The organism is Paenarthrobacter sp. E2MeOHC11, from assembly GCF_058744955.1.
On record NZ_CP196673.1, the window covers coordinates 2,979,905 to 3,001,400 of the forward strand.

24 protein-coding genes are annotated in these 21,496 nt (G+C 63.8%); 5 read left to right on the plus strand and 19 right to left on the minus strand.

The window, feature by feature from the left end; all coding sequences use genetic code 11:
- Positions 1 to 5: 5 nt before the first annotated feature.
- On the minus strand, positions 6 to 869 hold the full coding sequence (locus ACSSVG_RS13980) for a septum formation family protein (RefSeq protein ID WP_492415250.1): 864 nt from the start codon (positions 867 to 869) through the stop codon (positions 6 to 8).
- Between the two features lie 242 nt (positions 870 to 1,111).
- Here ACSSVG_RS13980 and ACSSVG_RS13985 point away from each other — a divergent pair, with 242 nt between their 5' ends.
- The 3 genes from ACSSVG_RS13985 to ACSSVG_RS13995 all read left to right on the plus strand — a co-directional run bounded on the left by ACSSVG_RS13985 (position 1,112) and on the right by ACSSVG_RS13995 (position 3,070).
- The gene (locus ACSSVG_RS13985) at positions 1,112 to 1,336 is read left to right on the plus strand and encodes a DUF3073 domain-containing protein (RefSeq protein WP_024818182.1); all 225 of its coding nucleotides are present in this window, start codon (positions 1,112 to 1,114) and stop codon (positions 1,334 to 1,336) included.
- Positions 1,337 to 1,520: 184 nt separating this feature from the next.
- On the plus strand, positions 1,521 to 2,303 hold the full coding sequence (locus ACSSVG_RS13990) for a VOC family protein (protein WP_231338326.1): 783 nt from the start codon (positions 1,521 to 1,523) through the stop codon (positions 2,301 to 2,303).
- Positions 2,300 to 3,070 carry a VOC family protein gene (locus tag ACSSVG_RS13995; RefSeq protein ID WP_492415251.1) on the plus strand — a complete coding sequence of 257 codons (771 nt, stop codon included), beginning with the start codon at positions 2,300 to 2,302 and terminating at the stop codon, positions 3,068 to 3,070. Before ACSSVG_RS13990 ends, ACSSVG_RS13995 begins: the two co-directional genes overlap by 4 nt.
- A 67-nt stretch (positions 3,071 to 3,137) precedes the next feature.
- Here the strand turns inward: ACSSVG_RS13995 and purM are convergent, their stop codons facing one another.
- The 7 genes from purM to ACSSVG_RS14030 all read right to left on the minus strand — a co-directional run bounded on the left by purM (position 3,138) and on the right by ACSSVG_RS14030 (position 8,852).
- Positions 3,138 to 4,286, minus strand: coding sequence for a phosphoribosylformylglycinamidine cyclo-ligase (purM, locus tag ACSSVG_RS14000; protein WP_231338324.1), 1,149 nt, complete (start codon positions 4,284 to 4,286; stop codon positions 3,138 to 3,140).
- Positions 4,283 to 5,914 (minus strand): amidophosphoribosyltransferase, encoded by a 1,632-nt coding sequence (purF, locus tag ACSSVG_RS14005; protein ID WP_231338323.1) that lies wholly within the window; start codon positions 5,912 to 5,914, stop codon positions 4,283 to 4,285. The genes purM and purF overlap by 4 nt, the downstream gene beginning before the upstream one ends.
- A 135-nt stretch (positions 5,915 to 6,049) precedes the next feature.
- Entirely contained in the window at positions 6,050 to 6,382 is a 333-nt protein-coding gene (locus tag ACSSVG_RS14010; protein WP_231338322.1) for a hypothetical protein, read from the minus strand.
- Between the two features lie 89 nt (positions 6,383 to 6,471).
- Positions 6,472 to 6,813 carry a hydroxyisourate hydrolase gene (gene uraH / locus ACSSVG_RS14015; RefSeq protein ID WP_017199951.1) on the minus strand — a complete coding sequence of 114 codons (342 nt, stop codon included), beginning with the start codon at positions 6,811 to 6,813 and terminating at the stop codon, positions 6,472 to 6,474.
- Complete coding sequence (gene uraD, locus ACSSVG_RS14020) at positions 6,810 to 7,319, minus strand: 2-oxo-4-hydroxy-4-carboxy-5-ureidoimidazoline decarboxylase (RefSeq protein WP_253464568.1); 510 nt, start codon at positions 7,317 to 7,319, stop codon at positions 6,810 to 6,812. Before uraD ends, uraH begins: the two co-directional genes overlap by 4 nt.
- Positions 7,320 to 7,473: 154 nt before the next feature.
- Positions 7,474 to 8,304 (minus strand): phosphatase PAP2 family protein, encoded by an 831-nt coding sequence (locus ACSSVG_RS14025; protein ID WP_492415252.1) that lies wholly within the window; start codon positions 8,302 to 8,304, stop codon positions 7,474 to 7,476.
- An 86-nt stretch (positions 8,305 to 8,390) separates the two neighbouring features.
- Positions 8,391 to 8,852 (minus strand): winged helix-turn-helix transcriptional regulator, encoded by a 462-nt coding sequence (locus ACSSVG_RS14030; RefSeq protein ID WP_492415254.1) that lies wholly within the window; start codon positions 8,850 to 8,852, stop codon positions 8,391 to 8,393.
- 62 nt (positions 8,853 to 8,914) lie between these two features.
- On the opposite strand from ACSSVG_RS14030, the gene ACSSVG_RS14035 reads away from it, so the two are divergent.
- Entirely contained in the window at positions 8,915 to 10,162 is a 1,248-nt protein-coding gene (locus ACSSVG_RS14035) for an MFS transporter (protein WP_492415255.1), read from the plus strand.
- 25 nt (positions 10,163 to 10,187) lie between these two features.
- Positions 10,188 to 11,282 (plus strand): pyridoxal-phosphate-dependent aminotransferase family protein, encoded by a 1,095-nt coding sequence (locus ACSSVG_RS14040; protein WP_492415256.1) that lies wholly within the window; start codon positions 10,188 to 10,190, stop codon positions 11,280 to 11,282.
- 195 nt (positions 11,283 to 11,477) lie between these two features.
- Here ACSSVG_RS14040 and ACSSVG_RS14045 read toward each other — a convergent pair whose 3' ends face one another.
- The 11 genes from ACSSVG_RS14045 to ACSSVG_RS14095 all read right to left on the minus strand — a co-directional run bounded on the left by ACSSVG_RS14045 (position 11,478) and on the right by ACSSVG_RS14095 (position 21,476).
- Positions 11,478 to 11,750 (minus strand): hypothetical protein, encoded by a 273-nt coding sequence (locus tag ACSSVG_RS14045; RefSeq protein ID WP_207594970.1) that lies wholly within the window; start codon positions 11,748 to 11,750, stop codon positions 11,478 to 11,480.
- A gap of 8 nt (positions 11,751 to 11,758) precedes the next feature.
- Complete coding sequence (locus tag ACSSVG_RS14050) at positions 11,759 to 12,853, minus strand: C2 family cysteine protease (protein WP_492415257.1); 1,095 nt, start codon at positions 12,851 to 12,853, stop codon at positions 11,759 to 11,761.
- Positions 12,853 to 13,398 (minus strand): hypothetical protein, encoded by a 546-nt coding sequence (locus tag ACSSVG_RS14055; protein WP_253464552.1) that lies wholly within the window; start codon positions 13,396 to 13,398, stop codon positions 12,853 to 12,855. The genes ACSSVG_RS14050 and ACSSVG_RS14055 overlap by 1 nt, the downstream gene beginning before the upstream one ends.
- A 214-nt stretch (positions 13,399 to 13,612) precedes the next feature.
- On the minus strand, positions 13,613 to 14,032 hold the full coding sequence (locus ACSSVG_RS14060) for an ATP-binding protein (protein ID WP_231338313.1): 420 nt from the start codon (positions 14,030 to 14,032) through the stop codon (positions 13,613 to 13,615).
- On the minus strand, positions 14,025 to 14,357 hold the full coding sequence (locus tag ACSSVG_RS14065) for an STAS domain-containing protein (RefSeq protein WP_492415258.1): 333 nt from the start codon (positions 14,355 to 14,357) through the stop codon (positions 14,025 to 14,027). The genes ACSSVG_RS14060 and ACSSVG_RS14065 overlap by 8 nt, the downstream gene beginning before the upstream one ends.
- A complete protein-coding gene (locus ACSSVG_RS14070) occupies positions 14,347 to 16,338 on the minus strand; it encodes a glycosyltransferase family 2 protein (protein WP_492415259.1) in 1,992 nt (663 codons plus the stop codon). The genes ACSSVG_RS14065 and ACSSVG_RS14070 overlap by 11 nt, the downstream gene beginning before the upstream one ends.
- An 18-nt stretch (positions 16,339 to 16,356) precedes the next feature.
- Positions 16,357 to 17,475 (minus strand): PP2C family protein-serine/threonine phosphatase, encoded by a 1,119-nt coding sequence (locus ACSSVG_RS14075; protein ID WP_492415260.1) that lies wholly within the window; start codon positions 17,473 to 17,475, stop codon positions 16,357 to 16,359.
- A 146-nt stretch (positions 17,476 to 17,621) separates the two neighbouring features.
- Positions 17,622 to 18,089, minus strand: coding sequence for a thioredoxin-dependent thiol peroxidase (gene bcp, locus ACSSVG_RS14080; RefSeq protein ID WP_253464546.1), 468 nt, complete (start codon positions 18,087 to 18,089; stop codon positions 17,622 to 17,624).
- Positions 18,090 to 18,186: 97 nt separating this feature from the next.
- On the minus strand, positions 18,187 to 18,954 hold the full coding sequence (locus ACSSVG_RS14085; protein WP_492415261.1) for a winged helix-turn-helix domain-containing protein: 768 nt from the start codon (positions 18,952 to 18,954) through the stop codon (positions 18,187 to 18,189).
- Between the two features lie 10 nt (positions 18,955 to 18,964).
- Complete coding sequence (allB, locus tag ACSSVG_RS14090; RefSeq protein WP_492415262.1) at positions 18,965 to 20,314, minus strand: allantoinase AllB; 1,350 nt, start codon at positions 20,312 to 20,314, stop codon at positions 18,965 to 18,967.
- Positions 20,307 to 21,476, minus strand: a complete 1,170-nt coding sequence (locus ACSSVG_RS14095; protein WP_492415263.1) for a glycerate kinase — start codon at positions 21,474 to 21,476, stop codon at positions 20,307 to 20,309. The genes allB and ACSSVG_RS14095 overlap by 8 nt, the downstream gene beginning before the upstream one ends.
- Positions 21,477 to 21,496: the final 20 nt, after the last annotated feature.

A 21,496-nucleotide genomic window follows, 5' to 3' on the forward strand; every position in this document is an offset into this window, starting at 1 on the left:
GTGGACTACTTCTGAAGGAGGTCTTCCTTGATGGAGTTTCCTGAGTCCACCACGATGAAGCAATCAACGCGGCGGTCGCCCCGATCCCAGCTTGTGGTGCTCGGGTAGACGTTCTGTTGAAGCAGCACGTAGTTGTCGGCTGCCGCGTTGAGATTCGCCACTGAGGCCTTGCACACCTCGCGTCCCTTGTCCCGCAGGGCATTGGTTCCCGGGAACGAATCGTCGCCCGGGTACACGTGCACTCCAATGAGTTGGGCCGAGTGTTCGGTATCGCAGGCGACGGCCCGTGCTTCGCTGGCATTGGGATCAAAGTCGGCGAAGCAGTCGCCCACCTGGAAGTCTTTGGAATTCGCATCCCGGGGGAGGGGTCCCGGGGTTGCCGTGGCGCTCGGAGTGGTGACAGTGGCCTCGGGACGGGTTCCCAGCAGGTTGAGCAGCACCCAGATCACAACACCAATAAGGACCAGCACGCCCACCACGATGCCGCCGATGACCAGGCGCTGGCGCTTAACTGGATCGCCTTGGGCTTCCGGGGGCAGCTCCTGGCCCGGGTAGGGCGGCTGGCCCGGGTAGGGCGGCTGGCCGGGGTAGGGCGGCTGGCCCTCTTGCCCTGGATAAGCGCTGGGATAGGAGGGCGCCTGCGCTTCCGTGGGCGGTAGGGCGGGATCGGGCTGGGCCGCGGGGTCCGGCACAAAGTCAGGGTCGAGCTCGGGAGCAGGGTCCGGTTGGAGGCCCGAAGGCGGCGCCCACGGAGCTGCAGGCGGTTGCTCACCGGCTGCCAGCGGTGGAGATTCGGGCGCGGGTGGAGTCTTATCATCGTCCTTGTCGCGTGGTGAACCATCGCGTGGCGGAGTGTTGTCCTGGCTCATTTCCGGGGTGTGCCTTCCTGCTGTGACGCCGCATTGAGGCAGACTCTACCCAATTTTCGGGTCCCTGGGAGGTGTTCGGGCTTGGATTTGGCAGGAGTCGGCATGGACGCGGGGCTGAGGTGGCGCGCAGGCACCCCTGAAAGCATGTAATCTAGACATACGACAAATTGACCAAACATTCCGGGGCCTCACCGATAGCCAAGGTGACCACCTCCGGTCCAAGTACAAAAGGGGGTCACGCCATGGGGCGCGGCCGTCAAAAGGCAAAAGCTACCAAGCAGGCTCGGGACATTAAGTACTACTCCCCGAACACTGACTATTCGGCACTTGAGCGGGAGCTCACGGGTCCGTCCAGTCGTGTAAAGAGCCACTTCCCCGAAGATCCCCCGGAGCCGGACTATTCGGCTTATGAGGACAAGTACGCGGAAGACGATGACGACGAGGTTGACACCCGCCGAATCGGATAGCTGTCGCAACCAACAGGTGCCGTAGGCACTGAGTTGCGGACCGCCATCGTACTTCAAGGTCATCGCGCATTTTCGGATGCCGTATATCTTTGAAAAAGGGACCTCAGGGCACGTCATTCATTGGCGTACCCTGAGGGCCCTTTTTTGCGTAGGCTGGAGTTTCGAGCGCATCGAAAGGAACACCATGCCGGAGGCCGACAGCTACAAGCAAGGGACACCATGTTGGGTGGACCTTTCCTCCACCGACATTGACGTTTCCAGGAAGTTCTACAGCGACCTCTTCGGATGGGAGCTGGACGCCATGGACGCCGGGAACGGCATGACCTATTACATGGCCAAGCTCAAGGGCCGATACGTCGCCGGCATGATGCAACAGCTGCCAGATGCTCCAGAAGGAATGCCTTCGTATTGGGCAAACTACCTCGCAGTTGATTCGGCTGACGAGGCCGCCCGGCGTGTGGAGGCCGCGGGCGGTGCCCTTGTGTTCCCTCCTGACTCCGTCCCCAACGGCTCAGGGCGTATGTTCTTCGCCACAGATCCCACCGGAGCCCAGATCGGGTTCTGGGAGGCTGGCAACCACCCCGGATCGGGCCTGATCAACGAGCCCGGCACCATGGTTTGGAATGAACTCCAGACCAATGACGTCCCCAAGGCAGTGGCTTTCTATGAGGCCGTCACTGGCTGCACCAGCAACACGGCGCCTGCGGGGGACCTGCAGGAATACACGAACCTGCTGGTGGACGGGAGGGCTGTGGCGGGCGCGCTGAAGCTTCCCATCGAGGGGTTGTCGCCGTTCTGGATGACATATTTCAACGTGGTGGACATCGATGCCACGGTTGCGCAGGCAGTTGAGTTGGGCAGCCATGTCATTGCACCGGCTTTTGACGTTCCGGGGGTGGGGCGCATGGCAGTCCTCATGGACCCGGCGGGTGCAGCCTTCAGCATCATGTCAGGCCTCGCAGCATGACGACACGGAAGCGGTACGCCAGCGGTGAGCCGTGCTGGGCGGACCTGCAGACAAGGGATGTTGCCGCGGCCAAGGATTTCTATCAGCACGTGTTCGGCTGGAGCTACAAGGACCTGCCCACGCCGGATGGCCGAAGCTACGCGCAGGCCTTCGTGAAGGATCAGCTGGTGGCCGTGATCGCCCCGCAGAATCCCATGCAGGAAGCTGCCGGAACGAACGGCCAGTGGAACGTGTACATCGCGGCTACGGATACTGAAGAGATTGCTGACGACGCGGTCCATGCTGGAGGGAAGCTCCAGTTCGGGCCCGAGGCTGTCGCGGACACTGGAGTCCTGGCGTTCATCGAACCACCTGGCGGCGGAACCACTGGAATCTGGCAGGCTGGAACGCATAGAGGGAGCCACTTGTTCAACGAGCCCGGTGCGTTGGCGTGGGCTGAACTGTTGACGCCTGAGCCACAGGCCGCCGTCGGCTTTTTCCAAGAGCTCTTCGCGCACGAGGTCACTGAATATCCCCAGGACGACGGCGGCAGCTACAGCACGCTGATGGTCAACGGTGACGAGGTGGCCGGCGTCGTGCCTGCCGGCGAAGGGGACGAGCCCGGCTGGCAGATCTACTTTGCTGTCGCGGACCTGCGCAAGGCGGTGGAAGCCGCGGCAGCCGCCGGGGGAGAGGTCCTGGTGGAAGCGGAAGACCATCCCGAGATGGGCTCCCTCGCTACCATCCAGGACCCACAAGGCGGAGTCCTGAGCCTGATCCAGGTCTAGGAAGAGCAAAAGAGCGGCCGGGCAGTCGAAACTGTCCGGCCGCTCTCTTTAAGAGGCGATAAACCGCTTAGGCGTAGGCGTTCACCAAACGGACAGCGCCGCCGTCGACGCCCTTGGCGCCCTGGACGTAGTCCGGCCCGGTCTTGTCGATCGAGTCGCTGTCAGCCGAAACCGTACCCATAACCCAGGACGGAAGTCCGCGGTCGTTGAGGCGGGCAACAGCGGCGTCGGCTGCTTCCGCGGAAACGATGGCCACCATGCCCACGCCGAGGTTCAGCGTGCGCTCCAGGTCGGCCAGCGGAACGTTGCCGAGCTCGGAGACCAGCTTGAAGATCGCGGGCAGTTCCCAGGTATTGCGGTCAACCGTGGCCACGAGGCCCTGCGGAAGGACACGTGCCAGGTTGGCGGCCAGGCCACCACCGGTGACGTGGCTGAAACCATGAACCGCTGCGCCGCCGGTGACGGGGAAGGCGCGGGCGAGGTCCAGGCAGTCGGCTGCGTAAACGCGGGTGGGCTCCAGGAGCTCTTCGCCCAGCGTGCGGCCGAGCTCGGAAACCTGGCGGTCCAGTGCCCAACCGGCGTGGTTGATGACGCGGCGGACCAAGGAGTAACCGTTGGAGTGCAGGCCGGAGGAAGCCATGCCGATGACGACATCGCCGGCACGGACGCGGTCCGGGCCGAGCAGGGCGTCGGCCTCGACGATGCCTGTGGCGGCACCTGCGACGTCGTACTCGTGCTCACCCAGAAGGCCCGGGTGCTCAGCAGTTTCGCCACCCACAAGGGCAGTACCGGCAACGGAGCAGGCAGCAGCGATACCGCGGACGATGTCAGCGATGCGCTCCGGCACGACCTTGCCGCAAGCGATGTAGTCGGTCATGTAGAGCGGCTCAGCACCCACCACAACGATGTCGTCCACCACCATGCCCACCAGGTCGAAACCGATGGTGTCGTGGATGTCCATGGCCTGCGCGATGGCAACCTTGGTGCCCACGCCATCAGTGGAGGTTGCGAGTAGCGGCTTCTTGTAGGTCAGGAGCTTCGAGACGTCGTACAGGCCAGCGAAACCGCCGACGCCGCCAATCACCGAAGAGTTGTGCGTCGCCTTGATGGCGCCCTTCATGAGTTCGACTGCGCGGTCGCCCGCTTCAACGTCGACGCCGGCAGAAGCGTAGGTGATACCGGAGTTGTTCTCAGCGGCGGGGGTAGCGGAGCTCATACAGACTCTTTCTTGTCGGCGTCGGTCAAACGATCAGCGTCGGTAAGCAGGTTTTCGAATTCGGCGTCGGGTCCGGGATCGCAACCCGTGGCGCCCGGCTTCTCGGCGGGGTCCTCGGAATCGTCCACTGAGTCGGACTCTGCGGCCGGTTCCAGGCCGCCAAGGTCGGTGCGCTCCAGCAGGTTCTTGCCCAGCTTGTCCGCGTGCGGGAGCTCGATGGGGTACTTGCCGGTGAAGCAGGCCGTGCAGAGACGTTCGCGCGGCTGCTGGGTAGCGCCGATCATGCCGTCTTCGGAGATGTAGGCCAGCGAGTCAGCACCGATTGCCTGGGAGATCTCCTCGATGGTGGCGCCGTTGGCGATGAGCTCTGCCCGGGAGGCGAAGTCGATGCCGTAGAAGCAGGGCCACTGAACCGGGGGAGAGGAGATCTTCACGTGCACCGCAGCGGCACCGGCTTCGCGGAGCATTCGCACGATGGCGCGCTGCGTGTTGCCACGGACGATCGAGTCATCCACCACAACGATGCGCTTGCCGCGGATGACGGATTCCAAGGCGTTGAGCTTGAGCCGGATACCCAGCTGGCGCAGGGTCTGCGACGGCTGGATGAAGGTGCGGCCCACGTAGGCGTTCTTGACGAAGCCGTGCGCGAACGGGATACCCGACTGTTCGGCGTAACCAACAGCCGCTGGGGTACCGGACTCGGGAACGGGAATGACCAGGTCTGCCTCATGCGTGTTTTCGCGGGCCAACTGGCGGCCCATCTCAACGCGGGCCTCGTACACGGAGCGGCCGGCAATGGCAGCGTCCGGGCGGGCGAGGTAAACGTATTCGAAGACACAGCCAGCCGGTGTTGCCTCGGCGAAGCGCTGCGAACGGACGCCGTCCTCGTCGATGGCGATGAACTCGCCGGGCTCGATTTCGCGGATGAAGCTCGCACCAACGGTGGCCAGGCCGGCTTGCTCGGACGCTACAACCCAACCGCGGTCCAGGCGGCCAAGGCACAACGGACGGATGCCGTAGGTGTCGCGGGCTGCGTAGAGGGTTCCCTCATCCATGAAGACGAAGCAGAAGCCACCCTTGATCTTGGGCAGCAGCTCCAGTGCGGTCTGCTCCAGGGTCTTGCCCTCTTCGCCCTCAAGGAGTGCGGTCACCAATGCGGTGTCAGAGGTGTTGCCCTGCTTCATTTCACCGGTCAGCTGGCCATCGTTGCGCTCAAGGATCATTTCCCGGAGCTCAGCGGTGTTGGTCAGGTTGCCGTTGTGGGCCAAGGCAACCGTGCCGGTTGCTGTCGCACCCAGGGTTGGCTGCGCGTTGGCCCAGTGGCTTGCACCGGTGGTGGAATACCGGCAGTGGCCAACGGCCAGGTGCCCGGTAAGGGTGTTCAGGGTTGTCTCATCGAAGACCTGGGACACAAGGCCCATGTCCTTATAGACATTGATGCGCTTGCCGTCACTGGTAGCAATACCAGCCGATTCTTGTCCGCGGTGCTGCAGCGCATACAGCCCGTAATAGGTGAGTTTTGCTACTTCTTCACCGGGAGCCCAAACCCCGAAGACGCCACAAGCGTCCTGGGGGCCTTTTTCGCCGGGGAGAAGATCATGAGAAAGTTTTCCGTCGCCACGTGCCACTGGTCGATTGTCTCATGTTGTGGCCGTGGTAAGTTCCCTCGCGGCCTATGTGACCCCCGTATTGGGCGTGTTCCCGCAAAAATGCGGCGTGTATCACACTGGCCCCCGTCAAAAGAGGTGGGCCGGGCGCCCGGCTTAGCGGACGTCGTCGTGCTCTGGCCCCTCGTCCGGAACCGAATCCGGCACGGCTTCCACCACGGCCCGCTGCGAGCGTTTGATGCTGATGCGGTCGAGGACCAGGGCGAGGATCGAGAAGAGGATCACGCCGCCGCCGGCGCAGACGATCAGAAAGAAACCGAAGACTGTGCCGGCGTCGAAGGCGGGGTCGGCCTGGCGGCCGTACGCAATGATCGCGGCCACGATTGCGCCCACCACCGCGCCCAGAATCATGAAGGGTACGAACTTGGGTGCCCTGCGAACCGTGATTTCGCGGCGGGCGGAGTTGGGGGTGGTGTCCTCTGAAGCCATGCGTTAAAGCCTACCGTTCCCCGCCCAGGTGACAGTTAATGCCAATGTCCTTCAAGAACATTGGCATTAACTGTCAGGTCGGCGTTGAGTTAGCTGCCGCGGTACGTCGAGAACGCGAACGGGCTGAGCAGGAGCGGCACGTGGTAGTGCTCCCCGGCATCGGAAACTGTGAAGTTCAGGTCCACTTCCGGGAAGAAGGTCTCTGTGCCGAGGCCCTCGTAGTAGGCGCCGGTAGCGAAATTGAGACGGTAGGCGCCGCCGGGAATCCGCTCCGGGCCGAGCGTCTTGATGCGACCGTCGGCGTCGGTTTCGCCCTTGGCAACAAGGGTCCAGTCGTCACCTTCGCGGACGTAGAGTACGACGGCGACACCCGCCGCCGGGCGGCCGGAACCTGTGTCCAGGATGTGTGTGGTTACTTGTGAAACGCTCATGCGTTGACTCCTTCGCTGATCAATCCGGAGAGGCGCAACAGTGCGATCTCCCGCAATTGGCCGGCCACGATCGTGTCTTCTTCTTCGGGTGTGTGGGTGATGCGTTCCTGGAGGGCGCTGAGCATTTCCTGCGCGCTGCGGCCTGCGGCGCGGATCAGGAATACCCTGCCGAACTTCTCCTCGTAGGCCAGGTTTCCCTCAGCCAGGGCGGCCGTGGTCTGGTTGTCTCCCGGGTCCACTCCAGCCTGTTCCGACCGCGACATCGCGGCCTCGGTGGTTTGGGCCTTGGGGCGTTCGCCGATCCGGGGATGGTGCGCCATGGCAGACTCCACCTCCGCGGGAGTGAACGGATCGGCGGCGCGCTGGGCCTGGCCCAGCAATTCGTCGACGTTGGTGAAGGGCCGCGCGTCTACGACGGCCTCTACCCAGCGGCTGATATCCAGGCAGGGGGTCAGGATCCTGATGGCCTCGTCCCGGTCAACACTGTTGAATTCTGCAAGCTCCATGCTTGTGACATCCTCGTGCAAATGCTGGCATCCATGGTGTGGGCTATGCGGAACTCCTGCTCTTGCAAGAGGAAGCCTTTGCTTCAAGCTTCCGCATCATGGAACTGTTATTTCAGCATACGTAATTCAGTTAAGCCGAGTCATTGCCCCGGTGTCAAGAGACTACCGCGCTCCGACGCCGCGTTCGCGTGGTGAGGTAGAGGCGGTGCGCCGTGATGACCAGCGCCAACCAGGCGACGCCGATGGCCCACGCCGCCAACACGTCAGTCAGCCAATGGTGGCCGAGGTAGACGCGGCTCAGGCCCATGGTGAAAGCGAAGACCCCTGCCACCAGCACGGTAATGATCCGTGCCCGCATGGTCTTGAGCCGCAGGATGATCAGGTAGGCCACGATGCCGGCGATCACTATGGAGTTCAGGGAATGGCCGCTGGGAAACGACGCGGAATGCTCGTAGGGAGGAATGGCGTCCGCAAGGTCCGGACGTGAACGGCCGAAGATCGGCTTACCCAGGATGGTGATGAGCAGTGAACCCAGCCCGGCGGCAAGCATCAGGATGACAGGTGTCCATGACCGCCGTTTGGCGGCAAGGAAAATCATGATGCCGACGGCAATGATGGGCATGCCCACGGTGCCGCCAATATTCGTGTAGGCGGTGACCGCAACATCCAATGCCGGGGAGCGGACGCTTTTCGCAGCGGCCAGGACGGGATCGTCCAAGCCCGCTACGCCGTCGGCTTCCGTCACGGACTCGTAGACTTCGCCGAAGACCAAAGCCAGGGAGAGTGCTGCGGCAAGCCCGACGACGAGGGTGATGATCAGTGCTGCGTATGGGCCAAGGAGTTTGGTCACCCATTCCGCGCCCCGCGCCATTGTTCGGCCAACCGGTGATTTCCAGTGGGTCAGATCCTGCCCGGCAACGAATCTGTCCTGGCTTACTTCGCCGCGGACGCCTTGCTCCGGCGCCTCTTTTCCTTCAGTCGTCACTCTTGTCCCCTATCCGTGGCGGCCTCCGCGTTGGTGAGTAACCTTAGCAGTTTGGACTTGGGTGATCCTGAAGAGGCGCTGTTCCTTCAGGGGAGGGGCTGGCCCACTTTGACCAGCAGGGTGTCCTCCGGGTCGAGTTCCTTGCCATCAGTGGCGAAGGGTTGAAGCCGTGCAAGCGGCTGTCCCGTTGCCTTGGTGACCAGGATGGAGTGCTTTTCGTCGGTGGCGAAGGCGTTGCGCTCGCCCCACTGCCGGAGGCTGAGGATCAGGGTGAAGAGTTCGAGTCCGGCGCCCGTGAGCTCGTACTCGCTGCGGGTGCCGCGGTCATTGGGAATCCGGGTCAGGACACCCCTTTCCACCAGTAGTCGCAGCCGGTCCGACAGGATGTTCTTGGCTACGCCCAGGGACTTCTCAAATTCCGAGAAGCGACGTTTTCCGTCCAACGAATCCCTGATGATCAGCAGCGTCCATTTGTCTCCGACAAGATCGGCCGCCCTCGCGACGGGGCATTCGGGATCTGTCCAGTCCATCTCGGTTGGTTGCAACATGAAACCATTCTGTCATAGGCTGATTTGGTTGCATATTGAAACCAAGCAGAGGAAACCGTGCCATGGGCATTACCGAGCTGACAAGATCCGGACAGGGAGTACGCCGACGCCTCCTGCTGTTGCTCGCCGTCGTGGCGGGTTTCATGGTCTCGAACCTCTATTACGGGCAGCCACTCCTCGACCGGATCGGGACTGACTTGGGAATCCCTGTGGCGGGCCTCGGTTCGGTGGTGGCATCAGCGCAGGCCGGGTATCTCCTGGGGCTGGTTCTTTTGGTGCCATTGGGAGACGTGGTTGACCGTCGCGCACTGATCGCCCTCCAAGTTGGTGCTACGGCCGTGGGAGCGTCCGTCGTGAGCTTCGCTTCATCGCAGGCTGCTCTGCTCATGGGCTTCGTACTCCTGGGTGTGGCCTCGTCCGTCGTGCAGACCATCGTGGCGTACACCGCCGCATCCAGTACCCCGGCGGAAAGGGGCCGAAGCATCGGTACCGTCACGGCCGGCGTCGTGAGCGGCATCATCCTTGCGCGGACCGTGGCCGGTGGGATGACGGAGCTGTGGGGGTGGCGCTCTGTTTATGTACTCGCAGCGGCGGCCGGTGCCGTCCTCGCCGTCGCAGTTTTTCGGGCCCTGCCGTCAGACCGCCAGGTCCGGGGGGAGGTTCGTTACTGGCGGACCGTTGGGTCTGTGGTGGTCCTGACCCGGAGCAATCCCGTGTTCCGCACGCGGGCGCTCATCACCATGCTGCTTTTCGGGTCTTTCGGTGTGCTGTGGAGCGGTATGTCTCTGGTGCTGAGTGGGCCGGCTTGGAACCTTCCGCCAAGCCTGATTGGCCTCTTCGGGCTGGCTGGCCTGGTGGGGATATTGGCCGCGTCCAAGGCGGGAGCGGCGGCAGACAGGGGATGGGGCGAACGGGTCACAGGCATCAGCCTTGCCTTGCTGCTGGGCTCGTGGTTCGCGTTGTCCTTAGGGGATTGGTCATTGCTCTGGCTCATCGCAGGCATCATCATGCTGGACGCAGCTGTACAGGCTGTCCACGTCAGCAGCCAAACACTGATCGTGGCGGGAGCCGAGGAGTCGGCCAGCAGCATTATTGGCAGCTACATGGTGTTCTATTCCGTGGGAAGTGCTGCAGGTGCCGCTACGGTCGCGCCTGTGTACGACGTATGGGGCTGGACCGGGGCCAGTGCTCTGGGGGCATTTTTCGCGTTGCTGGCCTTTGCGGTTTGGGGTGCGGACCGGCTCCGACGCCCCAAGAAGCTTGCTGGAGCACGCTTGGCTCGCACCGCACAGCGTGCTGGGGCAGAATGACCTCAACCAGCTAAGGAGTTCGCACATGCCAGAGATTCTGACGTCCAGGTTCCTGTTCGGTCCCGGCCCCAGCAATTGCTACCCCGAGGCCATGGCCGCCCTCGCCTACCCCGTGCTGGGGCATCTTGATCCTGTGTTCATCGAACGCCTTGATCACACGTGCGAAGGACTCCGGACCGTCTGGGGTACCTCCAACGCGCGAACACTCCCGCTGAGTGCCACCGGTTCCGGCGGGATGGAAGCGGCTTTCGTGAACACCGTGTCCGACGGCGACGTGGCAGTCATTGCTGTCAACGGACTCTTTGGAGCCCGGATGTGTGAGGTGGCCAGGAGGTGCGGGGCGACTGTCGTTCGCGTCGACCACGAGTGGGGCCAGCCCGTCGACGCCGACCGGGTTCTGTCCGCGCACCCCCATCCCAAGGTCATCGCGGCGGTCCACGCTGAGACCTCCGTAGGCGTCATCTCCGACATCGCTGCCCTTGGCGCCGGCAAGGGCGATGCCCTCCTTATCACCGATGCCGTCACATCGATCGGTGGACTCGAGCTGTTGGCGGACGACTGGGGGATCGACGTCGGGTATGCCGGAACGCAGAAGTGCCTGGGTGTCCCGCCGGGATTATCGCCGTTCACGGTGTCAGACCGGGCGTTCGAGCGCCGCGTGAGGGATCCCCGGTCCTGGTATCTCGATATCGGCCTGCTCGGCGGGTACGTTGGCGCGGCCAGCGGCGCCCGGACCTACCACCACACCGCGCCCGTCACCATGATCGCCGGCCTCGAAGCAGCCCTCGACCGTATTCTCGCCGAGGGCCTGGACGTGGTGCAGGCCCGGCACCGGGCAGCGGGCACGGCCTTACAAGATGGCCTGCAGGAGATGGGCCTGGAACTCTTCGCTGCCGAAGGCGCCCGGTTGCCGAGCCTCACCACGGTGAGAGTGCCCGACGGCGTCAACTCGGCCGCCGTCCGGGCTTACCTTCTGGAGAACTTCAGTATGGAGATTGGCTCCGGTGTGGGGGAGTTCGCGGACACCGTGTGGCGTATCGGCATGATGGGCCCGAACGCCAACAGTGCCTCGGTCACCCTGGTGCTGGGCGCGCTGAAAGAGGCCATCGCGACGGCCTAACCCCTGGACGCCCTCTCACCTAACGCCGGGTTTCGGGTGACGCCCTCTCACCTAACGTCGGGTTTCGGGTGTCGCCCTCTCACCTAACGTCGGGTTTCGGGTGACACCCTCTCACCTAACGTCGGGTTTCGGGTGACACCCTCTCACCTAACGTCGGGTTTTTGGTGTCGCTCTCTCAGCGTTCCGCGCCGACCGTCAATCGGTGACGTGACCGGCGTCGTACGTTAACGTCGCGGAGGCGGCGGTACTGCCGTCCGCGGGCTGGATCGAAGTGATGGTCAGCAAACCCGCGCCAGGCAGCGTGACCGACTGGCCTTCGCGGAAGGCCTGCTTCCGCTGCTGCTCTGCGGTCCGGATCCAGAACTGGATTGCGGGGGCGCCGTCGGCGATGCCGATTTTGACCACGCCCACTTTGACGCCATCGAAGGTGGGCTGCATCCCTTGCTTCACTGTTACGAGCTGTTCCACGGCCATCCTTACTTCACGTCCACGGAGTACACGGAGTCGAAGTTTTCCTTGTACTCATCTTCGGTCAGTTCCAGCGTGCCGGACTTGTGGTCGTCGTCGTCTTCCAAGTAGCCGCCCGACGGTCCCCACGGGTTGGCCAGCACCACAACGCGCTCGCCGTCGTCGTTGGTCTTCACATCAACCACCACGTACGCATGGTTGGGGACAACGTCAGTGCGGTTGACTTCGTCAGACTCCCACACCCAGTCGAAGTCGTCGTCTTTGACGTCTTCGGTCCCCACGGAAATGGCCTGGCCGTCGGAGAGTTTGTCCTCGATGTCATCAAAGTTCAGCTCGCCGTCCTTATCGGCAGACTGTCCGGTCATCAGTTCCATGGCCTCGTTGCTGAACCCGCCGTCGATGTCGTCATAGGACCCACCGCGGTGCTCAGCTGCCGCGCGTTCGTAGATGGAAAGCCAGTTGGGTTCGCCGTCGGCGCCGCGGACGCCGCCTTCAGTGGACTTGGCCTCCACTGTGACTTCCACGGGTTCGCCGTCTTCGTAGAGCGTGACCACCCAATGCGTCGGTGGGTCGCCGACGGGACGCATGTGCTCCTCAAGGAACTCGTCCAGCTTGCCTTCGCGCTCCAGCACCTGGGCCACCGAGCCGATTCCGGCCAGCAGCCAGCAGTCGCCGATCTGTCCTTGGTTGATGTCGCTGGGGTCGCCAGCGTTGGGATCGTCGCGAACATCGCCGGGAACATCGACGTCGGGAGCGTCCGGGTCCAGGGGGCCAGGGTCGCCGGGCGGGTTCGAATCTCCTCGTCCCGAATGATCGGAGCCCGAGGACCCCGACGCTCCCGAACTGGACTTGTCCTGCTCGTCAGCGTTGCGAGTCAGTTCCTTGGCCTGATTCTGCAGCTCGCTGGAGATCTTCTTCAGCATCGGCCGGTGTTCGGAGTCCCAAGAGGCCCGGAACATCGCGGCGTCCCGGCCATCCCACCGCGCATTGCTGATGAGGTGACCCAGCTCCGTAGACAGCGACGTCATTCGCTCCGAGTGCCGGGACATCGTCTTGGCGAGTGCACGCAACTGTTCAATGTCAGCACCGTAAAATCCCGGCATTACTTGGCCCCCTGAGATAGCTCGTCGGTGTCGCAACTCTCGGACTGCACTGGGACTGTCATCCGCAGGTACGCCGGGCTCTTTGATTCGATGGTGACCGTGGCGCCTACGCCATCAGTACTGCGCGTGACCACCCAGCCGCCCGGGACCGGGTCCGTGCCGTCGAAGGCAGGGAATCCGTGCTGCTTGAGGACCGGGTCGGCAGCGGCGAAGACCTCTTCAAAGTTCTTGGACGGCTCAACGATGTCCGCGCTGCTTTTCATGGTTTGTGGATGGAAGACGCACTTACCATCTTTGCTTTGGGTCACCGAGGCAGGATCGTCCGCAGCCCAAGTGATGTCGGGCATTTGTTTTTCCAAGGCCGCAATCAGCTCGGCACGCAGGGAGTCGTACTTGGCGGTGCTCTCGGCCAGTGGAGCCGGGCTGGCGGTGACTGCCGGCGCGCTGCTGGGTTCGCGGGTGGGTCCGTCGGGGGTACTGCTGCATCCTGCAGCAAGAGTCACCACCGTCAGGGCAGCAGCCAGCGCCCAAAGTTTACGGTGCATGCGGCGGTTCATGTCGTCCCCAGGTTCAGTTAATGTTCGACGGCGGATCTCACCGAATGCTTTCACGGTTGCGTTGGGTCTGGCGATGGGCAGAACAACCCGTGAAGGTGAGAGCGGATCGGTCGGATGGGCGTCAGGGATGAGAGCGGATCGGTCGGATGGGCGTCAGGGGTGAGAGCGGATCGGTCGGATGGGCGTCAGGGGTGAGAGGGGATCAGGTGTCGCGGGTGAGGATCCAGGTGTTGGTGCCGTCCTGGCGTTCGAAGGTCACCGTGGTCACCAGCGCCTCGATGAGTGCCAACCCGCGGCCGGATTCGGCGTCGGAGTCGGGCATCGAAGCCTGCATGTCACCGGCGAACGGCTCGCGGGCGTTGTACGCGCTGACCTGTGCCACCAACCGGGTGGGGCGGACGCTGATGTCCACGTCGATCTCCACGGGCTTCTCTGCCACTGGGAGGGCATGCTGGACGATGTTCGCCGCTGCCTCGATCACCGCGGTTGCGAACGTCATCCGGTCCATGTCCGGCACAAAGGCAGCGTCGTCCCACAGGGCGTCCAGCTCATTGTGGATGGCCTCGATCGCTTCCTCGTTGGACGGCCCGTGGAAACCGCGGCGTGCAATCACCTCAGTCATCTCCGAACGCCTCCTCGGCCGACGGGTACGCCGTGAGCACCCGATCCATGTTGGTCAGTTCCAGCACCATCTTGACCTGTGGCTGAACACCTGAGATGCGGAGGTCGCCGCCTGCCTGCCGGGTTGCTTTGAGGCAACTGATGAGCGCTCCGAGACCTGAGGAGTCCATGAAGTCGGTTTCGGCCAGGTTGACCACAACCCGGCTGGACCCGCCGGCCACAACTTCGTTCACTACTTCGCGGAGCTTGGGTGCCGCCACCATGTTCAAGCGTCCTACGCTCTTCACTTCCGCGTAGGAGTCCTTGACCTCATAGCTAAACTGCATCTGCATTCCTCTCTTCGGGGCGCTCCGGCCCAACATCCTCGGGGCCAGCACCTTCAGGTACGAATCCCTTGTACAAAACTGCCTTGACCAGCACGCTCAGGACCACCAGGTCGAAGGCCACCCAGGCGACGTTCACCAGCGTGCCGAGGGGCTCCGAAAGACCAGTCAAAAGCCGGGCGATCCCGACAACCAGCGCGATAGCCAACAACACTGCCACGATGATCTGAGGCCGGATCAGGCTCCAGCTCGGGCCGCCGCTCTGCCTGGCCTTGGGGGTGACGGCGAACCCGAGGGGACGTCCGAACCAAACGTTCCGCGCCGCCGTCGTACATGCCTTGATCCAGGTGGGGAACAGCGCAAGGCTGTACTGCTGTCCGCGCCAGGTGGGGATACCGTGCCCGGCCACCACAAACAGCAGTTGGTTCACCACCATGAACGGGATGAAGCGGATGAAGAAGTCCCAACTGAGGCTGCTCACCGGCAGGATACCGAGCGTCAGGTAGATGATGGGAGCCGCGAAGTACACCACGGCAGCGAAGCCGCTCAGGTAGCTCCACATGGTGGAGAAGTACATGAGCCGCTGGCCCCAGGAGAGCCGAGGCTGGACCAGTGGGTTTTCGCGAAGGAGGACCTGCATGGTGCCCTGGGCCCAGCGGAGGCGTTGGGTGAGCATGGTTTTGAGGTCTTCGGGTGCCAAGCCGTTGGCGAGGATTTCGTGGTGGTAGACGCTCTTCCAGCCGAGGGAGTGGATACGCATGGCCGTAGCCATGTCCTCGGTGACCGAGATGGTGGCCAGGGGCATGATCGGTTGGGCTTCGTCGGTGCGTTCCACGGAGATGGCGTCCAGGACAGCGTGGACCGACTCGAGCGCACCCAGGGGGGACCAGTCGCGGCCGGACATCCGGTCGACGGCGTCACTCGCCACCGTGGTCACGCCGGACTCACCGACGTGGGCGAGTTCCATGGCGGCGATCTCTTCGAGGTCGGCCTGCAGCGCGGAGAAATCGGCGGCCACCAGGGTGCGGACGGCTTCGTCCACTTTGCGGCGCACCCGGTAGGTGATCTCGCTGAGGGATGCGCCGGCATCCAGTTCGGTCTGGGCGGTTTCCGTGGCCGCTTCAACCTGGTTCAGCATCTGCTCCACCAGCGGGTTGCGGGCCTCTTCCGAGCGCCGTGCCTTCTTGATGGCCGAGCGGGACGCAGCCAGCGCGCGGCGGACGCTCTTCTCCGTAGCTTTGACGTAGCCCACCAGGCCCAACTGCATGAGGGCTTCCCGGCGCAGGATCGCGTTGGAGCCGCAGAAGAACGCTGCGTTCCAACCGTCCTTCCCCTGTTGGATGGGACCGTAGAACAGGGGTGCCTGGCTGCCCAGGGGATCGTCAGCGGGGACGTTGATGAAGTACTGCGGAGTCTGGACCAGCGCCACACGGTCGTCGTTGAAGTAGCCCAGCGTCTTGTCCAGGATGTCCGGCTCGGGGATCTGGTCGGCGTCGAGAATCAACAGGTACTCGCCCGAGGTGACCATCAGGGCGTTGTTCAGGTTGCCTGCTTTGGCGTGCCGCGGCACGTCCGGCGTCCAATCCGCGCCGCGGGTGACGTAACCGATCCCGTTCGACTCGGCGAGCTGGCGCATCTCGGGGCGGTCGCCGTCGTCGAGTATCCAGGTGCTGTGCGGCCAGCGGATGTCCTTGGCCGCCAGGGCCGTGGTCATGACCAGGTCCAAGGGCTCGTTATAGGTGGTGATGAAGACGTCCACAGTGGCCGTCTCCGGGGGCGCGGGCGGCGGCTTCCGGATTTTGAGGTTCCACACCGTCAGCCCGAACAGCATCACGTCGATGAGGCTGTACGTTTCAGCGATCACCAACGGAACCGCGATCCACCACGCATCCCAGTTCAGGGACGCCATCCAACGCCACGCCACATAGTTGACGCCCAGAATGACTGTCAGGAGAACCAGCAGCCGGGTCCAAAAACGTGTCACAATCCCCCTCTTGTGTAGTTAGCGCCCGATGTCCGGTTTGCGGTGAACCACGACGGCGGTCACGTCGTCTTCCGCTGTTGCAGCAGGTGCCAACTCAAGAAGGGCGGCGCACACTCCGTCCGACGTGCCCTCGCTCCGCGCGGCCTTTTCCACGTTCCGGATGAAATCCTCCAGTGAAGCATGGGCGTCAAGCACGCCGTCGCTGACGATCACGAGCGAATCGCCGGGCTCCAGTTGAAGGTCAGCGGAAGCCCAGTGCTGTCCGTCCAGGATGCCGACGGGCGGGCCGGCGGAGGTCAGCCGCTGAACCGGACCCTCAGCCGGGATGTGCAGGGCGAGGCCGTGACCGGCGTCGATATAGCTGAGCTTTCCGGACGGAGCGTCCAGCCGCGCATGGAACATGGTTGCGAACGACCCGGACTGGTCCAGGTCCGAGGCGATGGTGGCGCTGGCTGAGGCGAAGGCGGCATCGATGGCCGGGGTGTCCGCCACCGACCGCATCACCGCGCGGACGGTGGCCGCGATCAGGGCCGCGCCCATGCCCTTGCCCATGGCGTCCGCGAACGTCAGGTGCATGCCGTCGCGGGTTTGGTACCAGTCGTAGAAGTCCCCGCCAACGCTGCGGGTCGGGCGGAAGGCGCCGGCGACGTCGTATCCCTCGAGGCGGACTGTTTCCCGCGGGAGCAGGCTTTGCTGCACCACTGCTGCACGGGCCAGCTCGTCCGTTTGGCCGGTGTCTTCGGCTGCCGCGGCCGGCGTGCGGGCCCGGCGGAACAGTGCGCGGATGCGGGCTTGGAGTTCCTTGGGGCTGAAGGGCTTGTTGATGTAGTCGTCGGCGCCGATGTCCAGGCCGTTGAGTCGGTCGATCTCGTCGGCCCGCGCCGTCAGCATGAGGATGTAGGCGTCCGAAAATTCGCGAAGTCGCTTGCAAACTTCCATGCCGTCGATGTCTGGGAGGTTCACATCGAGGGTCACAAGTTCTGCGTTCGTACTGCGGACTGCTTCGACGCCGGACAGGCCGTCAGGTGCTTCGGTCACCACAAAGTCGAGCTGCTCGAGGACGAGGACGAGGAGTCCGCGGATGTCGGCGTCATCTTCGACGACGACAGCGTGGCGTACGGGGGTGGAAGAGACCATGGCTCCATTAACTACTGCTGCTGAAGATTTGTCACGTTTAGTCAAGGCATATGTAACGCCCGCTCACAAGAGTGAGCGGGCGTTACAAGAATTGTGCAGTTAGGTGAGAGAGCGATCCGCTCAAACACGCTGGAGGTGAGAGTGGGTTAGACGCCCAGCTCTTCCTTGAGTGCCTGGACGTGGCCCTGCGCAGCAACCTGGTACTGGGTGAGCTTGACGGTGCCTTCGCCGTCGAGGACCACCGTGGAGCGGACCAGGCCTTCGACGATTTCGCCGTCAACCAGCTTCTCGCCCCAAGCGCCGTAGGAGAGGGCCACAGCGTGGTCTTCGTCGGAGAGCAGCGGGAAGGTCAGGGCAAATTCACCAGTGAACTTGGAGAGGGCTTCCGGGGCGTCCGGGGAGATCCCGATGACGTCGTAACCCTTGCCCTGCAGGCTGGCGAGGTTGTCGCGGAAGTCGCAGGCCTCGGTGGTGCAGCCGGGGGTGGCTGCCTTCGGGTAGAAGTACACAATGACGTTGCGTCCGCGGTAATCGGACAGCGAGACCTTGGTGCCGTCGGCGTCGAGAAGCGCGAAGTCAGGTGCTTGCGTTCCGACGAGGAGTTTCTGGGTCATGGCGATCCTTTACGTTTCACCGGCAAAAAGCCGGCCTTCATTTCAAACAACAGCGGTCATACAAATTGCGGGGCGTTGATCTTTTACAACAGCGAACTTAGATGCTGTATTCCGCAGGTCCGCGCACTGTGGCATAGGGCCCTGGCACGAACTGGTAGCCGCCACCACGGACGGTGGCGACGGTGTGTCGGGCGGAGCCTAGCTTCCGCCGCACCCTTCCAACATAAACGTCGATCGAGCGAAATGCCGCGCCGGGGAGGTCAAATGACTCCAAAAAACGTTGCAATTCTTCACGACTGATGGCCCGTGAGCAGTTGACCACGAGGTAGCGCAGCAGCTTGTATTCCATGCCAGTAAAGGAAACCGGCTCGCCGTCCAACAGCACTACTTCAGCAGCGAGGTCCACCGCAAGTTGGCTGCGGCGGCTCGCCAACGTTACGGGCTCGACGGCGGTGCTGCCGCCGGCTTCGGTGCGGTCGCCGCCGTCGGAAACGGCTTCAGAACGGGTCACCGAACGCGCCTCCGCGAGGGCGTCGGCGAGCGAGAGAGTGCCGTTGGTACCGGCGTCGGCGATGTCCTGCGGAGTGCCGCCCCAGGATGAATCGCCGACGCCGGAGTGCTCTGCCCCGGTGGCGGGCCAGATGCGGACTTCCGCCTCCGGGGCAAGTTTCATGGCGCGGGCCAGCACAAGACGTGCGGCCCGCTCCCAGACTGCGGGATCGATCTCGTCGCCCTCAGCCGGGTTGACCCAAAGAGCCAGCCCGTGCGCGGCCATACCGCGTGCGTTCAGCCCAGGCTGCCGCGCGGAGGAGCCCCGGGACGCGGGACCACGGGTGGGCGGCGGCCCGTAGGCATTGACTGCCATGGCGGTAGGCCTAAACGTTGCCGCGGCGGAGCAGCTTGCCGCCGGGGTTCTGGCCGTCGATCGCGGTGCCGCGCAGGTACGTCTTGCGGACGACGCCGGCCAAGGGGCGGCCGTCGTACGGCGTGATCGGGTTCTTGTGCTTGAGCTTGGTAACGTCCACAACGAACGCTTCGTCCGGGGCGAAGATGGAGAAGTCGGCGTCGTAGCCCAGTGCGAGCTGGCCCTTGTTGTGCAGGCGGGCCAAGGCGGCAGGCTTCTCGGCCATCCACGACACAACCTGTTCCAGCGGGATGCCACGGTGGCGAGCTTCGGTCCAGATCAGGGAGAGGCCCAGCTGGAGCGAGGAAACGCCGCCCCAGGCCACGGCGAAGTCACCGTTTTCCAGGTCCTTGAGGTCCAGTGTGGAGGGGGAGTGATCCGAGACGATGCAGTCGATGGTGCCGTCCTGCAGGCCCTTCCAGAGGAGCTCGCGGTTGGAGGCCTCACGGATGGGCGGGCAGCACTTATAGGCCGTGGCGCCGTCGGGGATTTCTTCGGCCATGAGCGTCAGGTAGTGCGGGCACGTCTCAACGGTGAGGTTGACGCCGTCGCGCTTTGCCGAGGCGATCATCGGCAGTGCGTCGGAGGAGGAGAGGTGCAGGATGTGGGCGCGGGCGCCGGTCCAGCGGGCGCGTTCGATGACCTCGGCGATGGCCTTGTTCTCGGCACCGCGGGGACGGGATGCCAGGAAGGTCTCGTAGTGGTCGCCGCCCGGGTGCGGGGCGCGGTCAATGGCGTGGGAGTCCTCGGCGTGGACGATCATGAGGGAGTCGAAGGACTTGAGCTCCTTCATGTCCTCTTCCATCTCGTCTGCATCGAGGTGCGGGAACTCGTCCACGCCGGAGTGCAGGAGGAAGCACTTGAAGCCGAACACGCCTTCGTCGTGCAGCGGGCGGAGGTCGCTCTTGTTGCCCGGGATGGCACCGCCCCAGAATCCGACGTCCACGAATGCCTGGTCCTTGGCCACCACGCGCTTCTGCTCCAGGCCGTCCACGCTGGTGGTGGGCGGGATGCTGTTCAGCGGCATGTCGATGATGGTGGTCACGCCACCGGCAGCAGCGGCACGGGTAGCGGAGGCGAAGCCTTCCCACTCGGTGCGGCCGGGCTCGTTGACGTGGACGTGGGTGTCCACCAGACCGGGGATGAGGGTTTCGTCGTCTGCGAGTTCGATGACCTCGTTGCCCGTCAGGCCGTTGCCCAGGGGTTCGATGGCGACGATGACGCCGTCGCGGATGCCAACTTCGCGGGCTGCGAGGCCGGCGGTGGTCAGGATGCGCTGGCCCCGGATAACGAGGTCATAGGCGCCGATTGCTTCAGACATTGAGGTACTCCTTGTTTTCGGTCCGTTCCGCCAGGTACACGCCTATGTGCTTACCTAATTGTTCAAGCAACGGACCTGCTTCAGCGATACATTTTTGGACATCTTTTTCCAGATCGGTCAGTGCATGGACCGTGTGGAAGCCGGCGTCCGTGAGTTGTTCACGGCTCAGGGTACTCCGGCCGCAGACTGCGATCACGGGAACCCCGTTCCTCTGTGCCGCCCGCGAGACTCCCATGGGGGTCTTGCCGAGCAGGCTTTGCTCGTCCAGGCTGCCTTCTCCGGTGATCACCAGATCGGCGCCCTTGAGCCTGCGCTCCAGTTCAGTGAATTCAAGCACGACGTCGATACCCGGCCGCCGCTCTGCCTTCAGTGCCGCGATGGCAATGTAGCCAACGCCGCCTGCCGCTCCAGCACCCTCTGCCTTGGCTGCGTACTTGGCATGCTGCCCGGTTGTTGCCGCGAGGACGTCGACGAAGTGGCTTGCTGCGGCGTCCAGTTCGGTGACGTCGTCCGGCGTCGCGCCCTTCTGCGGACCGAAGATAGCTGGGGCTCCGCTGTCCCCCAACAGGGGATTGTCGACGTCGGACGCCAACACGAACTCCGTTGCCTCAACGCGGACGTCGAAGTTGGAGAAGTCGATGCTATTCAGCTGTGCCAAGGCGGCACCGCCGCCGGGGAGCTCGTTGCCGTTCTCGTCCAGGAACACGGCGCCGAGGCCCTGCAGGACTCCCGCGCCGGCGTCGGTGTTGGCGCTGCCGCCCACACCCAGGATGATCTTGCGGCAGCCGAGGTCCAGCGCGGCGCGGATGAGTTCGCCCGTGCCGATGCTGGTTGCGGTTTTGGCCGTCTGGGACGTGGGGCCGTCCGGCAGGAGGGCGAGACCGGAAGCTGCCGCCATTTCGATGACAGCTTCCTGGTCCCGCACCGCGAAGTCGGCCTTCACTGGCTCGCCGAGCGGGCCGGTGACGGTGGTGGTCCGGCGGGTGAAGCCGGAGCCGATGGCGGCGTCGATGGTTCCTTCGCCGCCGTCGGCCACCGGAATGCGTGTTACTTCAAAGTTCGTCTGTCCGTACCCAGCCAGCAGTCCTGTTGCCAGGTGCTCGGCGACGTCGGGCGCGGACAGCGAGCCCTTGAATTTGTCCGGGGCGATGACAACACGCATTCCGGTGCCTCCTTACTGTT